The organism is Pedobacter sp. W3I1, from assembly GCF_030816015.1.
GTDB lineage: Bacteria > Bacteroidota > Bacteroidia > Sphingobacteriales > Sphingobacteriaceae > Pedobacter.
On the sequence record NZ_JAUSXN010000001.1, the window covers coordinates 6358048 to 6377987 of the forward strand.

Genomic DNA, 19940 nt, shown 5'->3' on the forward strand with positions numbered 1-19940 from the left:
TTAGCAGTTTTATTTAACCATTATTAAACTCATCAGCTAAACGGTAAATATTAAAATCTTCTTCTTTCAAGGCTGCCTGAACTTTTTCTAGCAGCCTTTTTTTATCTATAACCCTCATTTTTTCGTGTTGAATGAGCCTCCAGGCTTTCTCTGCAAAAAGAAAAGCCTTTCTGTTATGATCAGAAGTAAGAGGCTTGATTATCCATCTACATAGTTCATCAATACCTGTATTTTTATCGGCCACCGTTTTTAATATTGGGATAGTCCTCGTGCCCTGATGAACAATTTTCTTTAAATTATTGACAAAAACGTCTGCCCCTTCTCTATCAGCCTTGTTTATCACGAAACAATCGGCAATCTCCATCAAACCAGATTTGATATTCTGTACCTCATCTCCAGATTCGGGAACCAAAACAACGACAGTTTTGTCAGCCAGTCCTGCAATTTCTACTTCCGATTGCCCAACACCGACAGTTTCGACAATAATCAGATCAAAATTAGCTGCTTTTAAAACATCAACCATTTCGATAGTTTTTGCCGAAATACCACCCAAAGCGCCACGTGTAGCCAACGAACGGATAAAAACATTTGGATTGTTAAACTGACTCGCCATACGGATACGATCGCCCAACAAAGAACCAAAATTAAATGGGGATGTAGGATCTATTGCCAATATCGCAATACGCATTCCCTTCACAACAAAATGACTGGCTATTGCATTTACCAAGGTACTTTTACCTGCACCAGGAGGGCCAGTAATCCCTAAAACCGGAACATTAACCCGACTATCCAGATCTCTTAAAATCGAATCAGCTGGTGTAATGTTATTTTCGACAAGGGTTAATGTTCTTGCCAAAACCTTGTAATTCCCCGCCCTTACTTCGCTTAAAATGGATAGATGCGTATTCATCAATAAAACTATCTTTGTACAAATAAACAAAAATTATCAGCTACAAAGCGCCCCTAGAATGAAAGTTACCGGTTTTACCTTTTTAAGAAATGCAATTGTAAACGATTATCCAGCAAAAGAAGCCATACTTTCGGTATTACCTTTGTGTGATGATTTTATCGTTGCATTGGGAAATTCCTCAGACGAAACTTCTGAAATGGTTAAAAGCATCGATCCTAAAATCAGAACCATTGATACCGTTTGGGATGAAAGCATAAGAGAAGGCGGACGAGTTTTTGCCGATGAAACCAATAAGGCTCTGGCAGAAATAAGTAAAGATACCGATTGGATGATCTACATTCAAGGTGATGAGGCCATACATGAAGATTATCTTCCGCTGATTAGAAAAGAAATGGAAGAAGAGCTCAACAACAACAATGTTGAAGCACTTCTTTTAAAATACAAGCATTTTTATGCTTCTTATGACTATCTGGCTGAATCCAGACGCTGGTATAGAAGAGAAGTTCGGGTTATAAAAAATTTACCAGGAGTAAAATCTTACCGCGATGCACAAGGCTTCAGAATTAACGACAGAAAACTTCAGGTTAAGTTAATCGATGCTTATATTTATCATTATGGCTGGGTTAAACCTCCAAAAGGATTACAAGGTAAAGTGCGGAACTTTAATCAGTTTTATCAAACAGAAGAATGGATTGAAGAAAATTATCCCGTACAAGAATCCTTTGATATGCACAATGCCGATCGTTTGGTTCATTTTAAAGGTACCCATCCAAAAGTTATGCAGGCAAGAATTGCCACAGCAAACTGGAAATTTGATAAAGATTTAACTAAAGAAACGCCAAAAATGAATTTCCGCAGGAGCGTTTTGCAAAAAATTGAAGATTTAACAGGCATTCGGCTGTTTGAATACAGGAATTATAAAATTGTAAAATAAGCTACAATTTAAATCTATCTATATTTACTTCATTTAATAATATTGTTTAATGAAAAAGCCTAAAGTCTTAGTAACTTTTGATTCGATGAAAGATGCCAATTGCGGTTATTTTTCGTTTGGAAAAGGATTGGGCGATGCATTGATCCAGGAAAACAAAGGAAAATTTGAATTAAAATTTTATCTCTTTAAACACACTCAATATCTTTTTAACGGCTTGGTTAATATCATTTATCTATCGAGATTAGATCGGTTATTTTTTAAGGGCAGGAATGATTTTGATGTTGTCCATCTATCTGATCAGACCTGCAGATTACGACCAAGCAAAGTAAACGCAAAAAAAATAATGACTGTTCATGACATGAACAAGGTTCATTTAAAATTTAGCAAGCCGCACAGAATTCAGGTTTATCTAAAAAAACTTGGCAAGCTTATATCACGGTGTGATAAAATTGTATGCATATCGCAGTTTGTTGCGAATGACGTAGTTAACTATTTCCCTGAGGCCAAAGAAAAAGTTAGTGTGATTTATAATGGTGCAGATAAACTAATTTCAGACGAAAAGCACAGCCCAAGCTTCGTTCCTCCGAAACCTTTCTTATTTACGATAGGGTTATTATCGGTACAGAAAGGATTTCACCTGCTGCCGGCTTTATTAAAAGGAAATGACTTTCATCTTGTTATTTCGGGCAGAGAAACTCCACATAAACAAAGAATTTTAGAAGAAGCTGAAAAATACAACTGTTTAGATAGGGTACATATTACAGGGCCAATCTCTGACGAAGATAAAGCCTGGTATTACAAAAATTGCGAGGCCTTTTTATTCCCTTCGGTTGCCGAAGGTTTCGGTCTTCCTGTAATTGAAGCCATGCACTTTGGAAAACCTGTTTTTTTATCAAAATTCACCTCGCTTCCTGAGGTTGGTGGCGATGCTGCATATTACTTTGATCATTTTGAGCCTGAACATATGCAGGAGGTATTTACAAACGGGATGAAAGATTTTACTGATCGCAATCGTTCATGTGAAATGATTGCCCAAGCTGAAAAATTTTCATGGGAAAGAGCAGCGAATCAGTATTTGAATTTATATCATGAATGTTTAGAAAACAGCAATGAAAAATAAGTTTTATGCTAAAAATCAATCCACTTAAAACCAAGAATGTAATTGTAATTATGTAAGATTACCATCACCTTATTGATCTGTATGAAAAACCGTACATTTGCCTGAATTTTATTATATTTTTTTACGGCAAGACTTCCCTAAGTTCCGTTATATATACAATACATAATGAAAACATATTTTCGTTTATTATCATTTGCCAAGCCTATAGAAAAGTTTGCCATACCTTACGTCATTGCAACATTATTCGCTATTATTTTTAATACTTTTTTATTCACACTGCTTGGCCCGCTTATGCAAGCTTTGTTTCTTGGCAAAACTGTTACAGACATTAAACCGGATAAAGCTTCAGGCTCATTAAATTTTCTTGGTAAGTTTAATGATTACATGGATGCCATAATTGCACACGATAAAATACACGCATTGCAAATTATTTGCGTTGTAATTATTGTAACCGTATTTTTATCCAACTTATTTCGCTATTTCTCTCAGCGTTTCATGGAAGATTTACGAGTACATACCTTATTAAATTTAAGAAAAACAGTTTTTAATAATGTAATGAATTTACACGTAGGCTACTTTAACAATGAGCGCAAGGGCGATATCATTTCAAAGGTAGCATCAGATGTACAGGTGGTTCAGTTTACCGTAACCAATACCCTACAAGTGGTCTTTAAAGAACCGCTCCAGCTTATGTTTTTTGTAGGGGTTTTAATCTCTATATCATTGAAATTAACGTTATTTTCACTGTTGGTTATCCCAATATCTGGTTTTATTATCAGCAAAATAGTAAAAAGATTAAAGCAGCAGGCAACGCAATCGCACGAATCGTTTGCAAAAATGATTGGATTTTTAGATGAATCGCTCAGTGGAATAAAGATTATCAAAGCCTTTAATTCTACAGAAAGAATGAAGCAAAAGTTCGATGACGAAAACAAGTTTTATTCTTACTTGAACCGAAAGATGGCAAGAAGGCAACAGCTTGCTTCACCAGTTTCGCAAACACTCGGGGTTTTGGTTGTTGTATTTATCCTATTATATGGTGGCACCTTGATTTTAAGCGGAAAGGGAGATCTTGAAGCTGCAGATTTTGTGGTTTACCTCGCAACATTCTCTCAGGTGATGCAGCCTATTAAAGCTTTAACCGATTCGTTTAGCGGAATACATTCGGGAATTTCTGCTGGAGAACGTGTTTTAGACTTAATCGATACTAAACCATCGCTCGTTAATCAACCCGATGCAAAAGTTCTAGATGGTTTTAACAGTACAATCAGCCTTCAAAATGTATCATTCAGTTATGGAGAAAAACAAATCTTGAACTCAATAACCTTCGACATTGAAAAAGGAAAAACTGTAGCCTTGGTTGGTCCATCAGGTGGGGGAAAAAGTACATTGATGGATTTGCTTCCACGTTTCCATGATCCAAAATCAGGAACGATCAAAATAGATGGACATGATTACAGAGCGCTAACTGTAGAAAGCATTAGGGCGCAAATGGGAACCGTTAATCAAGAGTCTTTTTTATTTAACGATACTATTTTTAATAACATTGCATTTGCCAAACCAGATGCAACCATAGAAGAAGTTGTTGCGGCAGCAAAAATTGCAAATGCACATGATTTTATAGAGAATACAGAGAACGGCTACCAGTCTTTTGTTGGAGATAGAGGGAATAAACTCTCTGGTGGACAGAAACAACGTGTTTGTATTGCAAGGGCTGTATTGGCTAATCCGCCAATCATGCTTTTAGATGAGGCAACATCTGCGCTGGATACTGAATCAGAAAAATTAGTGCAAGATGCTTTAAATAACCTGATGAAAAACCGGACCTCAATTGTAATTGCTCACCGTTTAAGTACGATCCAACATGCCGATAAAATTATTGTTATAGATAAAGGTAGCGTAGTAGAAACCGGAAGCCACAATGAGTTAATGAATAAAAACGGATTATATAGGCGTTTAATTGATATGCAGACCTTTAACGACTAAATATTTAGATGAGGAGAATACTCTTTTTTATGCCTGATAATCCGCTGAAAAAAAATGCGGGTAACAGAACCAGGGCTTTAAGTATGTTAAGCTATTTTAAATCAAGAAACTTTGAAATTGATTTTGTAAGCGAATATTTCACCGGTCGCTGGAACGAAACAGACATTAAGACCTTTAAACAAGCTGACCTGGCAAATAATACTTACGTAATTAAAAAAAAACCATCTAAGAAAAATATACTCTACTATCTGCTTTTTTATAAGCTGCCAAATTTTTTCTATCAAAATAGACTATGGTTCTTTCCGCTACAATTCCCCGAACTGGTTACTTTACGATTTAAGAGGGCTTTCAATAGAATTTTAAAAAATAACCACTATGATTATATTTTTATCAATTATGCCAGTTGGGCGTCGGTTATAGAGAATAATCCGCTAACAAAAAAATCGGTGAAAGTAATTGATATGCACGATTTTATAACCGCTCAACTTCAAAAAAAGGTGAATATCGGCCAATCTTTTAATGAAGAGATCAGAAGAATTTCTTTATTTGATATTGCTTTGGCCATTTCTGTAGAAGAACAGTATGTTTTTAGCCAATTCTGTAAAAACAGGGTTGTATTAGCGCCAATGATGCTGGATAGACCAGAAAATTTTCATGCTGTTAAAGAAAAATCGTTTGATCTGATTTATGTGGCGAGCGATAATATACATAATCAAAAAGCTGCCAATTGGTTTTTTAACAATGTATATCCGCTATTGCCAACCGGTATACAGATCTGTGTAATTGGGCAGATTAACGAGCACCTTTCTATTAAAGGTCCAAATCTAATTACTATAAACTTTGCCGAAGATTTATCAACCTATTACCAAAATGCCAAAATAGCACTATGCCCCATGCTAACAGGCACAGGAACCAAGATAAAAGTGGTAGAAGCACTATCTTATGGTTTACCAATAGTTTGTAATACCAGGGGCATTGACGGGCTGATCAACAAAACCAATAATGGCTGCTTGGTTAGTGATGACCCCGTTGAATTTGCAAATAATATCATGAAACTATTAACCGACGAATCTGAATATAAAAAACAGGCAGAAAGTGCATTGGCTGCTTTTAGCATCAATTACGAAAGAGAACACTGCTATAAAAATCTTGATAAACTATTTTTGAAGTAGTTAAATCACTTAAAATAAAGTTGAGGGCATTTAATAACCTTTTGTAAGGAAGTGTAAGGGAAAGGCTATTTTCAAGATAATTAATAGAGATATGAATTAAAGAAATCGATTTGTGAATAATTAAAGTATAACCTAGATCGAGTATGAGTAAAAAATTATCAATTATAACTATCAATTACAACAATAAGGCAGGGTTACAAAAAACAATTCAAAGCGTAGTAAGCCAAACTTGGCAAGATTTTGAGTTTATCATTATTGATGGAAATAGTTCGGATGGAAGTAAAGATCTCCTTATTACATATTCTTCGTTTTTTAGCTATTCTGTATCTGAAGCAGATAGTGGTATATATAACGCAATGAATAAGGGCATTAAGATTTCAACAGGTGATTATTTAATGTTTTTAAATAGTGGAGATTCTTTAATTGATAATACCATTTTAGAGAAATTGAATGCTGAATTAAATGGTCAATATGATATTTACTATGGAGATATCCTACAAATTGATGGAATAAAAAAAGAGATTCGCACTTTTCCTAAAAAGTTAAATTTCGCTTTTTTTTATGAACAAAATATCTCTCATCAAGCAAGTTTTATTAAGGCAAAGCTGTTTAAGGATATTTTTTTATATAATGAAAATCTCAAATTTGTATCTGATTGGGAATTCTTCACTTATGCCATTTGTAAACGCGAGGCTTCATATAAACACTTAGATTGTGTAATTGTAACTTATGATGGAACCGGAATATCCGCAAATTCAAAGAATCATCCAGAAATCAACAAAGAAAGAGATGCTTCTTTGAATAGATATTTCCCTGAATTTGTTAAGGACTATGAATATTTGAAAGAGATAAAGTTTAAAAAGGCAGAACAATTTATGTATATAAAAAAGTATCCAATAGCCTATAAAATTTTGAAAGGCTTTATGAATATTATACTTTTATTTTTGCCAAAATTTAATAGAAACTAAAATGAATAGTTCTTGCGTAATTGTAATACCAGTTTACAAGTCCGAGCTTTCATTTTATGAAAAGATAGCTTTGACCCAATGTGGAAAGTTATTGTCTGATTATGATATTGTAATACTCAAACCAGATGATTTAGACATATCGAATATGCAGATAGGATTCTCTTATAGTGAGGTGTCTTTCCCAAGTTTTTATTTTAAGAGCGTATTTAGTTACAACGATTTAATGCTTTCGGAGCTCTTTTATGAGAAATTCTTGAATTATACCTATCTACTCCTCTATCAATTGGATGCTTTCGTATTTAAAAATGAATTAAAATATTGGTGCAGCTTAGGTTATGATTATATAGGTGCTCCATGGTTGAGAGAAAAAGAATTCCCAACTTTATTTAAAAAGACTAAAGAGAAGATTAGATCCTACCTGCACAGAAGATATAATCTACTTGATAAACAAGGTCGGCCTGACATAGAGCGACAATTATACAATCATGTCGGCAATGGAGGCTTTTCATTGAGAAAAGTTAAATCTTTTTATAATATCTGTATTCAAGAAAAAGAACTCGTAGAAAACTTCGTTGGCCGGAACAGCAGCGATTATCATGAAGACATGTTTTGGACCATAGAAGTGAATCGAAAGAAGAAGAGAATAAAGATCCCTACTTACAAAGTGGCATTGAAATTTTCCATTGAAACAGCTCCACAAAGGGCAATGACTTTAATTAAAGGAAACATGCCTTTTGGTTGCCATGCATGGGATAAAAATATCCGTTTTTGGGAACCTTACTTTAAAGAAGCAGGTTATCAGATTTAACTGCGCCAAATTTCTTTATTTAGCATTAAAAATAGACTAAAGTTGTTTTTTCTTAGTTTACTTCGCCAAAATATTTTAAATATTTCTATCTTTTTATATCCAGATATTTTCATCTGCTTTAGAAAGAATTTGAATGCATGTTTTTCAGCAAAGAAACTTTCTTTTTTTGATAACCCTTCTACATCTATCGGTAAATCAGCGGCCCATTTTTCATGTAATTTTAGTGTTTCCTCTATCCAAGTTTTACAATAATTTCCTTCTGAGAAATGTTCTAATAATACTTGAAAAGTTACAACCGCACGATGTGTTTTATGTACCTGAAGTGAAAAATCCAGATCATAACAATGAAACTTCTTAAATGTTTCCTCATCAAAATTATTGGCTTCAACTATTTCTTTTTTGGTACAGAACCAAACGCCATCTACAACAACTACGCTTGAATACTTTTCATTTTTTACGTTTTGAGAAATGTGTTTTGTTTTATCTTCACTAAATTTATAGCGTTGAAGAATATTAACATAATTGATTTTTTTTTCACCGGCGCTACAAAACCATCCAGACGGGACTTTAGTTTTATAACTATTCCCGGCTATACCAATCAATCCTATTTTCTGGTCTTCATTAAAAATATCCGCAACAATAATACCCCAGTCTTTCGTTTTAATACTGATATCCTCGTGCATATAGCAAAGTAGCTGATATTTGGCCTGCTTTGCCCCTTCATTGTAAATTTCGCATAATCCACGTTTTCCATCAGCATTATCGAAACAGATAATTTCATGTTCAACTCCTATGGTTGCAGCAATGTTCTCCTTAATATCAGAAAGCTGATCTTTATTTACGGAGGCTATAATTATTGATATCATAGACCTAATTAATGCTAGCTGTTTTTTGTTTACATTTATTAATGTTATTCCAATATTCTCTTATAAACAAGAATTTGCCTTTGCTCAAAAATTTCCTCCGTTTTTGTAACGGGAAGAGTATATTATAGTGATTAAAAAAGAAAATAAAATTTAAAGCACTATCAAAAAAACCTTTATCACCTAAATACAAATCCATTAGATGATTAATAAATGATTCCTCTCCCTTTTGTTTAAGAAAATTATAAAAATAACGCAGCTGGTTCTTAGTCGATTTATAGTCGACTATTGCTAAGGCAGATAAATCGGAATCAGACAAAAAAATTTCTTGATGAACAACTGAATTTCGATGAACCCTGTAATCCGTTGTAACTTCGTTAAGATACCCAAGTTCATTATAATAACTTGACAAAAATCCAATCCACCAATCATAATAGCCATGTTCTGGGAATGGGAATGTTTTTAGCAAAAACATTCTTTTAGCTAAGATGGTATGCCCAGTTACATAATTGTTTATTAAAATAGACCTGTAATCAAATTTTTCAAATTTCGGATTTTCTAATAGCAACTGTCCTAAAGGCTCACCGTTTTCATCTATTAATCTCGAATTAGAAAATATTACTCCTTTACTGCCAATCTCAAGCTGTAACCTTTCCAATTTATTACTATACCAGATATCATCTTGATCACAGATCGCAATAAAATCTCCTGTACCTAATCCGATTGCCCTTTCAAAATTCTTATTGAATCCTAAATTCCTTTCATTTTTACTAAACTGAATAAATTGATATTGGTTAGCGTACTCTTCAATAATATTAACAGTATTATCAGAGGAAAAATCGTCTACAATGATGATTTCGAAATTTGTGTACGTTTGGGCTAAAACACTCTCTATCTGTGCTTTTAGATACTTCTCTCCATTATAAGTACACATCACAACTGAGATTAGAGGATTTTCCATACTGAAAATTAAAGAATGGTTTTTTTTGTTAGATTCTCTAATTCTAAGGAAGCCTGACTAGGTGTAAAATAAGATTGTTTTCTTACTTTATGTAAATTGAAACAATCGTCTGTGATTATTAATTTACCGTTCTGCAATCCCAGCCAATGTTCGAAATAATAACGGTCCTCAGTTATAAAAGGTTCATCACAATTAATAATATAACTTGCCCGGGCATACCAAAAATTAAACCATATCCACCCACCCCTAGTACCTTGTTTTTCTGAATCGCGATTGTCGCCAATAGCAGGTAGTAAACCGATTTTGTTTATTTTTTTGTTATTGAAGATTTGCAGTTTTTTCCTCCAATTCTCAAATGTAAGCTTAAGCAATATTATTTCTTCATTTTTACGGGAGTGAACATTATAACTCATTCCTTTTGAATGAAAGTATATTAAATAACTATCAGGATCTTGATGGGCCAAATCATAAACTAATTTAATTCCAGGATATTCAAAATTATTCTCCTTTGATATACTGATTATAGCATCTGGTGCTAAGTCCTTAATTAGTTCGATAATGGAAAGGGTATCATCCTTAGTATCTGTAATATGAATGTATAAATCAGCTTCATCTAAAATGCCATAACTTTTGAGTTGAAATAGTTGCCCTGAAATTATTCCACGCCAGTTAGAATTTCGATTAACATAAATATAATAAACTATCTTTATTTTTTTTGATCTCTCTTTGAGATCAATTTCGATATCCGCATCATAGTTGTCTTCTATAATGTTATGTTTCCTGCCATTATAGTCGAGTTGTAAAAACTTCACTTTTCCAAATTTAGGGTCAGAAAACACCTCATTAAAGTTTTGCTTCGCTGGAATGTGGATTTTACTGCCAATTTGGAATTTTTGCAAAACCAATTCAGTTACATCAATAACTTCAATAGCGTCCATATTAATGTTAAAAACACCATAGGTAGCTTTAAAATTTATATTATCCATGTTATTATTTACCACCAACAGACCATCGCATTTTAGTTTTCAAAATTAATTTAACTAGAAATAAAGTTACGAAATATGCAATTGAAAATTTCAATATGGAATAACCTATGTTTGTCCAAACAGAAAAATTCTTTGGATCTAAATGAAAAGGAACAAATATAAGGGGAAAAACTCTTTCTATTACAACAGCGTGAATAAGATAGATGCCAAAAGTGGTATTTCTGGGATCTAGCCTTCTCTGAAGTGAAGGAATATTGCCAATCTTTAGCATTAGCACAAAAGCAACTATTGAGTAGATTATATTACTTATCCTCAAGGTATTGTAGGGATCAGGATTACCTGATTTTAATAGATAAGCAGCTTCCCAATCAGCAAGCAGAAAGGTAATAACCACAGCTACAACAAGACTCAATAAAGAAGTTTTTTCAATCCATTTCTTTAACTGATCATAGAATCTATTCATATAAACACCTAACCAGAGATAAAAAACAAAGCCGAATAATGCAGTAGAATGTTGTGTAATTATCCAATGATGGTACAAATTTAAACTATAAAATATAGATATAAGACCCAAAATCACACCAAACCATATGTTATATAAATAACGTTTAAAAATAAGGAGCAGGCTAATACAAATCAGAAAATTTAATATAAACCAATAGCTTGTAAAAAATAAAGTACTTACAATTCTATCGCCAGCATAGGCAAAAAAATGCGTCACCATTCGATCATCGCTTCCTTTACTATATGCAACGTAGCGGTCTAAAAAATCAAGTAACACAAATACTAAAATCCAAAATAGCCAAGGCTTTATTGTATTTTTAAACCGGTTTTTAATATATTGACCAGGGGTGTATTCTTGAAATTTATAATTGATTAAAAATCCTCCGATTAGAAAAAAAGAGATAGTTCCAAATTTAAAGAATTGCATAACGGAAACTTCAACGAAAGTATCCAATTTACTGATATAACTAAATCCATAAAACACTGATGCATGTTCAAATACAATTCCAACCATAGAGATACATCTTATCGTATCAACAAAATCAAAATTCTTTTTTTCGGGCACTGCTTTCTGCGTTAGTTCAGTATTCATTAATTGGCTTTGGTAGTTGAATTTACAAATATCCGCAAAAAAAAGAGTCCTGAATTAATTCAGGACTCTTTTAACATTTATGTATGTAAAATATTACAGTATCGATAATAATAATAAAAACACAAGATATTTTAGCCTAGTGCCACAGGCTAAACAATTTACGGTTTTGTTTTATAAAGATAACCTGCAATTCCTTCATAGTGATAGCCAGGATAATTGCCAGAAGCTGTTGCATAATAGTGATCTGTATAGTTATAGTATCTATACAATGGCACTGTACCCGGGAATTGATTTATATATATATATCCTACAACTCCTTCAAACTGATAGCCCAGATAACCACCATTAGTAGTTGTATAATAATGATCTGTGCCATTATAAAAACTATATAACGGAACAGTACCATTTACTTCTTCTTTATATAAGTAACCTTCAATTCCTTCAAAGTGATAACCAGGATAATTACCATTAGTTGTGGTATAATAGTGCTCTGTCCAATTATAAAAACGATATAAAGGGAATGCTTCAAAGACTAAGCTAATCTGTCTATCAGTAATATATTTTTCAACCGCCTCTTTTACTTGCTGTTTCTTAACTGGATCAGTTATAAGTTCATATAAAGGGACAGATTTAGTGATATCAATTAATGTTGCATTATTAACAGTAATACTTGACTGCCAACCAGCAAGATTTACATTTTGAGAGGTGTTTCCTGCTGCATCGGTTGAAAAAGAAGTTCCCGAATTTGTACCACCATAGTAAGTACCTATGAATGCTTTATCAGTTGTTTCATTTGTAATTGTTACCTTTTCTTCGTTACTAACATCTGAACTTATATTAACTCCAAATATTTTATCCACGCCAATAGAAAAGCCAGCTTTTATTGCACGTACTTTCCGCTCAAAAGTTGTTTCTTTAACAATAGCTCCTTTATAATCGTATTTTAAACGTCCTCCTATGCTAACTCCTAATAAAACGTGGGTACCATATCTTTCTACCAACTCATCTGCACTATAATTAGATAGATTTGCTATAAACAATGGTGTTAAATAGTTTCTTAATATATCAAGGGTAGCGTCACCTGTAAAAGTAATACTTTTAATCCTGACCCTGGATTCAAAAGAAGCGTAAGAATATTTACTATTGTAAGTATAGGTACTTTGATTTTCATTCGTTTTAGAAAAATTGGCTGAACCATATGTATTTACCTCTTTTTCTCCAGCATTAACCGTTAAACCATATGTTTCCTTTTTATTAACATCTCTTATATAATCAAGTGCTGTTGCCCCACTATACACAGCATAATAACCATAGGTATCTGTTGGCGTATTAATTCTATTAGGATAATCAGTATTGAATCTATCTACATCTATAATGGCTGCATCAGATGCATTTGATGAGGCAAATAATTCGCCAGTCATATCATAGCCATATCCCAATAAATCCCACTTCCCATCGCCGTGAATCGCTAAAGCATTGTGATTATTGATTAAACCTTTTTCTTCTTTAAGGTCGCTTTTTTTACAATTGCTGAACAAGGTCGTAACGACACACAGCAAGCAAAGAATTTTTAATTTGTAATTGTTTTTCATTAGTATTTTTATTTTCACAAAACTACCGACAAGAAAAAACAATTATGATAATGTGTAGTTATCAATCTAATTATTAATACTACTTACTAATAAATTAGTAAAGACCAAATTAAAGAGTTAATCCTATATACATGTCGCTTGATAAATATAAAATCAATTAATGTTTTAACCTCAACCTATTTTCGATCATACCAACATTATCCTGGGTACTAGACACTGAAGATTGTGCAACTGCATTTCCTTTTAAAATACTGGCAGTTTTTTTTGGTACTAGCTGTATTTTACCGCTAATTAACGAAAGTGTAGATTTTAAACACGTTTCTTCAGTATCACCTAGTATTGCGTTGGCAGATCCTATAGCATTTAAATCGGGTTCCATACCATTAAAGTAATCGGACCATCCTTGAGCGTTTTTGATTAGAAAACTGCTAAGATAAACTGCGTATTGATCGATATTTATTCCAAAAAAACCGACAGGTTTTCCGTAAGTCCTTTCTCCGACTAATTTGACATTAAAATAAGGTTTCAGGCAGCTAATCAATAATTCGCTCGCTGAAGCCGTCTGACCAGATACTATAATATACACATCCTGTATTGATTCTAAAGTTCCCTTTTTATTGAATTTATAAGTATTGCCGTTTTCTGTATAATCAACATCGGCCAGTGTAGCCAAACGTTCGTTATAAATTACAGTTTTTCCTTGCTCATCTAAATACGGCTGATGACGCAGAATTGTTGCCTTACCGCTCTGAAGTGTTTGATTGAAATGTTCTGAATACATTACTTTGCCATTTAATGTGCTTGGAGCAATTAGATTAGCAACATACTCAGCTGTTTCAACATAGCCACCACCATTTGAGCGTAAATCTAAAATAAGATATTTAGGTTTAGCAGCTGCCATTTCATTAAAAACCCGATCTAATTTCGATTGAGTACTAATTAAGGAGGGGAATGAGCCTAAGGCTACATAAGCAACTATCTTATCATCTGACTCAATGATACGCCTGGCCAATACAGCTTCACCGTTATTAACTCCGGCACGAGCTCCCCCACTGTTAGATCTTCCTATCTGTAGATAAGAATATTTCGGCACGCTATTATTTGAGATTTCAAATGGTTTGCCTGTTACCGGATTTAGTTTAATTTGAGAGATATCAAAAAGTTCGTTCTTAAACGCACTTAATTCTGGTTTGATATTGCTGTATTTTTCCCTAGGACTAAAATTGCTATAACCAGGTAAAACATCATTCCATAGGTAAATCTGTTTTGCATAGAGAAAAATAGAATCAAGCGTAAATTCAGTTCTTGTACCTGTAGTTGGAGAAACAATCTCTTCATCATTTATGATTGGCTTATCTTTTTTACAGCTGAAATAAGCTAATGCGATAAATAAAAAAATAAGGCTTTTTATTAATTTATAATCTGATATACCGTTAATATTATAAAATTTCAATTTTCTGAGCTTAATTTAACTAAAATATAATGATCTCTCTAACTTGATTTATTTTTTATAACAATTTAAAATCATTGCAAATATCTGCTTTTATTTACTAATTTTGACAATCCTTTATTATCATTATTCACTTATTATAGATACATCTGTGAATAATAAAATACATAGTCATTAACGCTTCTCATTATGTTAGATATAGGGATTACCTTAAGAAAGTACAGGGATAAATACAATTATACACAGCAATATGTTGCGGATGTAGTGGGAATCAGCAGGGTTGCTTACAGAAAATGGGAAAATAATGAGGTAGATTTTGCTATGTCGCAATTGATCAAAATTGCCGAACTATATGAAATTCCTATTCACGAGATCATCATCCAATCGAATTTTAAAAAGAACAAAATAATTTCTCTCCAACAAAAGGAGGCTGTCTCATAATATAGATGTCATCCTGAGCCTGTCGAAGGACTAGATTAAATAGCCTTGACTGAGCGTTTCGACAAGCTCAACGTGACAATGCAGATCGAATTTAATTTTTGATACAGCCTCTTTTATATTTTTCCAGTAAGCCCCTGGGAAAAACTATAACCGAATGGCTTCAATCGAATGATCTTTTGTAATTACCTTACAAACGCATTGCAAATCGAAATCAGCATATGCCTCTACAAATTTTTTATACTTGGTTGGCTTAAACTGAATATCATTATACTTCACCTCGTAAGCAATTCCTTGCTTTAAGTGTTTTTCTATGATAAAATCTACTTCATTACCATCGGCAGTACGCCAAAAGCGCAGGTTATCAGTATCGTATAACTGCCTCAGTCTGCAATACACATAATTTTCTAATAGTTCTCCTTTATCTGACCTATCATTCAGCTTAGAAAAATTATTTAACAATGCATTGCGTAAACCGTTATCATTAAAATATATCTTCGGCATTCTGGTTAATTCTTTCCGCACATTGCCATAAAAAGGAGAAAGCAATTGTACAATAAAAGTTTTTTGCATTAAATAAATATAATTTTCTACCGTAGAGCTGGCCATCTGTAAAGTATTTCCCAGCTCATGATTATTCACCAGATTGCCAGTTTGATCGGCCAATAATCTTGCCAGCTGAAAAAATTTAAGCTCTTCCTTAATACCTGCTTCTAAAGCATCCTTCTTCATATAACTGTTTACAAGTTCTTTAAGCATTTCCTGCTTTTCTTGTTCAGTATCTGCTAAAACTATTGCCGGATAACCACCATAAACCAAATATTCATCAAACAGCGCACTTATACGGTTACGCTGGAGGCCTTGATAAGTAGCCCTTTTTTGCATCTGTTCCCACTCTGCAATTAAATTATCCTCACCCTTAAAGTGCAGGAACTCATCAAAGGCCAATGGGAAAAATTCAAATACCTTTTTCCTGCCAGCTAAACTATCTTTAAAGCTTTTATCAATATAAAATGCACTACTCCCTGTTGCAATAATTTTTAATTTTGGGGAGTACTTATCGTACAAAAGCTTTAAAAAGTTACTGGGATCTTTTGCGTATTGAACTTCATCAATAATAATATATAATCTTTTATCTGTAGGAACATCAGCTGGTAATAATGTATAATTAAAGATATTTTCAGCATGATGATTTACAGCTTCTAAAATAGCAGGATCTTCAAAGGTCAGAAAATAAACCAATTCATGCTCTCGGTTTAACTCTTCTGCCAGTTGTTTTACCAGCGTGGTTTTCCCGATCTGCCTTGGTCCGATGACAATAGTATGTTGAGGCTTATTTAAGTGTGCTTTTAAAGATTTTAATGCTGCTGATCTTTCCATAATAAAATACCTAATACAAATATCGATATTTTTAAGATACAAATTCAATATTATCCGATAATTTTAAGATACAAACCCAATATTATCCGATAATTTTAAGATAAGCAATTAACGTTAACAAAAAAAGTGACCCTTTTGAGGCCACTTTAAATTATATATTTTTAAAATAATTACAGTTTTCTAGCTACTTCTACTTGTTCGTAAGCTTCTACGATATCGCCAACTTCGATGTTGTTAAAGTTCTGAATGTTTAAACCACACTCGTAACCTTTATTAACCTCTTTCACATCATCCTTAAAGCGTTTTAACGATGCCAGTTCACCAGTGTACACTACAACACCATCTCTAACGATCCGGATCTTGCTGTTACGGGTAATCTTACCATCTAATACCATACAACCTGCAATGGTACCCACTTTAGTAATTTTGAAAGTTTCGCGGATCTCCACGTTAGCCACAATTTTCTCTTCAAATTCTGGATCCAACATACCTTCCATTGCTGATTTAATCTCATTTATTGCATCGTAAATGATAGAATATAAACGGATATCGATCTGCTCAGCCTCCGCAAGTTTACGTGCACCTGTTGATGGACGAACCTGGAAACCGATAATAATCGCATCTGAAGCTGAAGCTAACAATACATCAGATTCTGAAATCTGACCAACACCTTTACTGATGATATTAATCTGGATCTGCTCAGTTGATAGTTTCAACAATGAATCGGCTAAAGCCTCGATTGAACCATCCACATCACCTTTAACGATAATATTAAGCTCTTTAAAGTTACCGATGGCCAAACGACGACCAATCTCATCCAATGTAATGTGTTTCTGTGTACGTAATCCCTGCTCACGTTGTAACTGCATACGTTTGTTTGCAATATCACGTGCTTCGGTTTCACTTTCTAAAGCATTAAATCTATCACCTGCTGTAGGCGCACCTTGCATACCCAAAACCTGTACGGGTTGTGATGGACCTGCAGAATCTACTTTAGCACCACGCTCGTTAGTTAATGCTTTTACACGTCCGCTGTAACTACCCGCTAAGATTGGATCTCCAACTCTTAATGTACCGGCCTGAACCAATACCGTAGTTACAATACCACGTCCTTTATCTAAAGCCGATTCAATTACAGTACCTGTAGCTCTCTTGTTCGGATTCGCTTTCAGTTCTAATAATTCAGCTTCTAATAATACTTTATCTAAAAGTAAATCAACGTTTAAGCCGCTTTTGCTTGAGATTTCCTGTGATTGATATTTACCACCCCAATCTTCAACCAAAATATTCATTACCGATAATTGCTCTCGCACTTTATCTGAATTGGCACCTGGTTTATCAATTTTCGTGAAAGCAAACACCAATGGTACGCCTGCTGCTTGTGCATGATTAATTGCCTCTTTTGTTTGAGGCATCACCGCATCATCCGCAGCAATTACGATAATGGCAATATCGGCTGCCTTAGCACCACGGGCACGCATCGCTGTAAAGGCTTCGTGACCTGGAGTATCTAAGAATGTTACTTTTTTACCGGTTGGCGTAGTTACCATGTATGCACCAATGTGCTGGGTAATACCACCCGCCTCACCAGCTACCACATTTGCTTTACGGATATAATCCAGCAATGAGGTTTTACCGTGATCGACGTGACCCATAATCGTAACAACCGGAGCTCTTTCGATTAAATCTTCTTCTTTGTCTTCCTCTTCAATTACGTTTTCTTCATCCTCATCTGGTTTTACGAATTGAATTTCATAACCAAACTCATCAGCAACGATAGTTAAGGTTTCAGCATCTAAACGCTGGTTAATGGAAACGAACATACCAAGGCTCATACAAGTACCAATAATTTTGGTAACCGGTACATCCATCATGCTCGCCAACTCATTAGCGGTAACAAATTCTGTTACCTTTAATATTTTCGATTGCGATTCAAGCTCATTTGCTGCCTCTTCTGCATTATATGCCACATCATCACGTTTCTGACGACGTAATTTAGCACGTTGTGCAAATTTACCAGATTTACCAGCACCACTTAAACGGGCAAGTGTTGCTTTGATCTGATCTTGAATTTCTTTCTCAGTAGGCTCTTCTTTAGGTCCGCTTGGTGTAGCATTTCTATTTTGGAAACCCGGTCTGTTAGTGTTGTTATTTCTATTTCCCTGGTAAGGAGTTCCACCTTGCCCAGCTGGTCTGTTACCTTGGTATGGCGTACCACCACCTGGTCTGTTACCTTGATAAGGCGTACGAGGTTGCCCTGGTGTACCAGTTTGACCTTGTCCCTGTCCTTGGCCTGTAGGATTATTCTGTCCTTGCTGGCCTTGCCCCCCGTGTTGGCCTGGTTGACCCGGTGCCCCTGGAGTTTTTTTACGTTTACGCTTACGTTTAGCGGCCTCACTATCGCTAGATGACGCTACTGGCCCGTTTCTTCTATCCGGTGTTGTTGGTAAAACAATTTTACCAACAATATTCGGACCAGTTAATTTAACGGTACGTGCTTTAATTACCTCAGGCTCGTTGCTTACCGGTTTTGCTTCAGCTGGTTTTTCTTCCACTTTGGGTTGTTCAACTGGCTTTACAGGCTCAGTTGCTTTAACCACTGGTGTTTCTGCAACTGGTGCTGGCGCAGCAGGAGTTTCTTCCTTTTTAACCTCAACTGGTTTTTCTTCCACTTTAGGTTGTTCAACTGGCTTTACAGCTTCTGGTGCTTTAACCACTGGTGGTTCTACAACAGGTGCTGGTGCAGCAGGTGTTTCTTCTTTCTTAGCCGGGCGTGTTTTTGAGTTAAGATCGTTTAAATCGATCTTTCCTACAATTTTAACTCCTGGCAATCCGGTTTCTTCAACCTTATCTTCTGCCTTAGTTTCTTTTACTGGCTCTACTGCTGCCGCAGGTGCTGGTGTTGGCGTTTCTACCTTAGGTGTTTCTACAACCTTTGGTTTCTCTACCGGAGGGGTAAATGATTGAGCATTTTTAATTAAAATCTCTTCATTTTTCTCAAAATCGGTATTCTTCTTCGGCGCTTCTACTGGCTTTTCAGTCTCAGGCTCGTCACGACGTATTTTACCAATCACTATTTGTTTGGCTTCTTCTCTTACGATCTTATCTCCCTGATACTCTTTCAATAAGGCGTTATACATGTCTCCCGTAAGTTTAAACATAGGGCTTTTCTCGGCAGAGAATCCCTTTTTGTTTAAAAACTCAACGGCTGTACCCATGCCTATATTAAGTTCTTTAATAGCTTTAATTAAAATGATTGGTTTGTCGTCTGACATT

16 protein-coding genes are annotated in these 19940 nt (G+C 34.5%); 7 read left to right on the forward strand and 9 right to left on the reverse strand.

The window, feature by feature from the left end; genetic code table 11:
* Window positions 1-13: 13 nt before the first annotated feature.
* The gene (gene meaB, locus QF042_RS26095; RefSeq protein WP_307533143.1) at window positions 14-910 is read right to left on the reverse strand and encodes a methylmalonyl Co-A mutase-associated GTPase MeaB; all 897 of its coding nucleotides are present in this window, start codon (window positions 908-910) and stop codon (window positions 14-16) included.
* Between the two features lie 58 nt (window positions 911-968).
* On the opposite strand from meaB, the gene QF042_RS26100 reads away from it, so the two are divergent.
* The 6 genes from QF042_RS26100 (at window position 969) to QF042_RS26125 (ending at window position 7898) form a co-directional block, all read left to right on the forward strand.
* On the forward strand, window positions 969-1844 hold the full coding sequence (locus tag QF042_RS26100) for a glycosyltransferase family 2 protein (RefSeq protein ID WP_307533145.1): 876 nt from the start codon (window positions 969-971) through the stop codon (window positions 1842-1844).
* A gap of 214 nt (window positions 1845-2058) precedes the next feature.
* A complete protein-coding gene (locus tag QF042_RS26105) occupies window positions 2059-2964 on the forward strand; it encodes a glycosyltransferase family 1 protein (protein ID WP_307533149.1) in 906 nt (301 codons plus the stop codon).
* Window positions 2965-3129: 165 nt separating this feature from the next.
* Window positions 3130-4950, forward strand: a complete 1821-nt coding sequence (locus QF042_RS26110; RefSeq protein ID WP_307533151.1) for an ABC transporter ATP-binding protein — start codon at window positions 3130-3132, stop codon at window positions 4948-4950.
* 8 nt (window positions 4951-4958) lie between these two features.
* Window positions 4959-6122 carry a glycosyltransferase family 4 protein gene (locus QF042_RS26115; RefSeq protein WP_307533154.1) on the forward strand — a complete coding sequence of 388 codons (1164 nt, stop codon included), beginning with the start codon at window positions 4959-4961 and terminating at the stop codon, window positions 6120-6122.
* Between the two features lie 143 nt (window positions 6123-6265).
* Window positions 6266-7090 carry a glycosyltransferase family 2 protein gene (locus QF042_RS26120; protein ID WP_307533156.1) on the forward strand — a complete coding sequence of 275 codons (825 nt, stop codon included), beginning with the start codon at window positions 6266-6268 and terminating at the stop codon, window positions 7088-7090.
* 1 nt (window position 7091) lies between these two features.
* Window positions 7092-7898 carry a DUF5672 family protein gene (locus QF042_RS26125; RefSeq protein WP_307533158.1) on the forward strand — a complete coding sequence of 269 codons (807 nt, stop codon included), beginning with the start codon at window positions 7092-7094 and terminating at the stop codon, window positions 7896-7898.
* Here the strand turns inward: QF042_RS26125 and QF042_RS26130 are convergent.
* The 6 genes from QF042_RS26130 to QF042_RS26155 form a co-directional block, all read right to left on the reverse strand.
* On the reverse strand, window positions 7895-8764 hold the full coding sequence (locus QF042_RS26130; RefSeq protein ID WP_307533160.1) for a glycosyltransferase: 870 nt from the start codon (window positions 8762-8764) through the stop codon (window positions 7895-7897). The two genes, QF042_RS26125 and QF042_RS26130, sit on opposite strands and share 4 nt — an antisense overlap.
* 4 nt (window positions 8765-8768) lie before the next feature.
* Window positions 8769-9722 carry a glycosyltransferase family 2 protein gene (locus QF042_RS26135; protein ID WP_307533162.1) on the reverse strand — a complete coding sequence of 318 codons (954 nt, stop codon included), beginning with the start codon at window positions 9720-9722 and terminating at the stop codon, window positions 8769-8771.
* Between the two features lie 8 nt (window positions 9723-9730).
* Entirely contained in the window at window positions 9731-10708 is a 978-nt protein-coding gene (locus tag QF042_RS26140; RefSeq protein WP_307533164.1) for a hypothetical protein, read from the reverse strand.
* A 4-nt stretch (window positions 10709-10712) separates the two neighbouring features.
* The gene (locus QF042_RS26145) at window positions 10713-11804 is read right to left on the reverse strand and encodes an acyltransferase (protein ID WP_307533166.1); all 1092 of its coding nucleotides are present in this window, start codon (window positions 11802-11804) and stop codon (window positions 10713-10715) included.
* 158 nt (window positions 11805-11962) lie between these two features.
* A complete protein-coding gene (locus QF042_RS26150; protein ID WP_307533168.1) occupies window positions 11963-13396 on the reverse strand; it encodes an MAC/perforin domain-containing protein in 1434 nt (477 codons plus the stop codon).
* A 157-nt stretch (window positions 13397-13553) separates the two neighbouring features.
* A complete protein-coding gene (locus QF042_RS26155) occupies window positions 13554-14849 on the reverse strand; it encodes a S41 family peptidase (RefSeq protein WP_307533170.1) in 1296 nt (431 codons plus the stop codon).
* A gap of 186 nt (window positions 14850-15035) precedes the next feature.
* Here QF042_RS26155 and QF042_RS26160 point away from each other — a divergent pair, with 186 nt between their 5' ends.
* Entirely contained in the window at window positions 15036-15287 is a 252-nt protein-coding gene (locus QF042_RS26160; protein WP_307533172.1) for a helix-turn-helix transcriptional regulator, read from the forward strand.
* Between the two features lie 144 nt (window positions 15288-15431).
* On the opposite strand, the gene QF042_RS26165 is transcribed toward QF042_RS26160, so the two are convergent.
* Both QF042_RS26165 and infB read right to left on the reverse strand, forming a co-directional pair.
* The gene (locus QF042_RS26165) at window positions 15432-16664 is read right to left on the reverse strand and encodes an ATP-binding protein (RefSeq protein ID WP_307533176.1); all 1233 of its coding nucleotides are present in this window, start codon (window positions 16662-16664) and stop codon (window positions 15432-15434) included.
* A 170-nt stretch (window positions 16665-16834) separates the two neighbouring features.
* Window positions 16835-19939, reverse strand: a complete 3105-nt coding sequence (gene infB, locus QF042_RS26170; protein WP_307533177.1) for a translation initiation factor IF-2 — start codon at window positions 19937-19939, stop codon at window positions 16835-16837.
* Window position 19940 lies beyond the last annotated feature (1 nt).

Coding starts and splice junctions, on each gene's coding strand:
- QF042_RS26125 (WP_307533158.1), top strand. CDS start 7,092: ATGAATAGTTCTTGCGTAATTGTAATACCAGTTTACAAGTCCGAGCTT.
- QF042_RS26165 (WP_307533176.1), bottom strand. CDS start 16,664: ATGGAAAGATCAGCAGCATTAAAATCTTTAAAAGCACACTTAAATAAG.
- QF042_RS26120 (WP_307533156.1), top strand. CDS start 6,266: ATGAGTAAAAAATTATCAATTATAACTATCAATTACAACAATAAGGCA.
- infB (WP_307533177.1), bottom strand. CDS start 19,939: ATGTCAGACGACAAACCAATCATTTTAATTAAAGCTATTAAAGAACTT.
- QF042_RS26115 (WP_307533154.1), top strand. CDS start 4,959: ATGAGGAGAATACTCTTTTTTATGCCTGATAATCCGCTGAAAAAAAAT.
- QF042_RS26100 (WP_307533145.1), top strand. CDS start 969: ATGAAAGTTACCGGTTTTACCTTTTTAAGAAATGCAATTGTAAACGAT.
- QF042_RS26135 (WP_307533162.1), bottom strand. CDS start 9,722: ATGGAAAATCCTCTAATCTCAGTTGTGATGTGTACTTATAATGGAGAG.
- QF042_RS26110 (WP_307533151.1), top strand. CDS start 3,130: ATGAAAACATATTTTCGTTTATTATCATTTGCCAAGCCTATAGAAAAG.
- QF042_RS26140 (WP_307533164.1), bottom strand. CDS start 10,708: ATGGATAATATAAATTTTAAAGCTACCTATGGTGTTTTTAACATTAAT.
- QF042_RS26130 (WP_307533160.1), bottom strand. CDS start 8,764: ATGATATCAATAATTATAGCCTCCGTAAATAAAGATCAGCTTTCTGAT.
- QF042_RS26145 (WP_307533166.1), bottom strand. CDS start 11,804: ATGAATACTGAACTAACGCAGAAAGCAGTGCCCGAAAAAAAGAATTTT.
- QF042_RS26160 (WP_307533172.1), top strand. CDS start 15,036: ATGTTAGATATAGGGATTACCTTAAGAAAGTACAGGGATAAATACAAT.
- meaB (WP_307533143.1), bottom strand. CDS start 910: ATGAATACGCATCTATCCATTTTAAGCGAAGTAAGGGCGGGGAATTAC.
- QF042_RS26150 (WP_307533168.1), bottom strand. CDS start 13,396: ATGAAAAACAATTACAAATTAAAAATTCTTTGCTTGCTGTGTGTCGTT.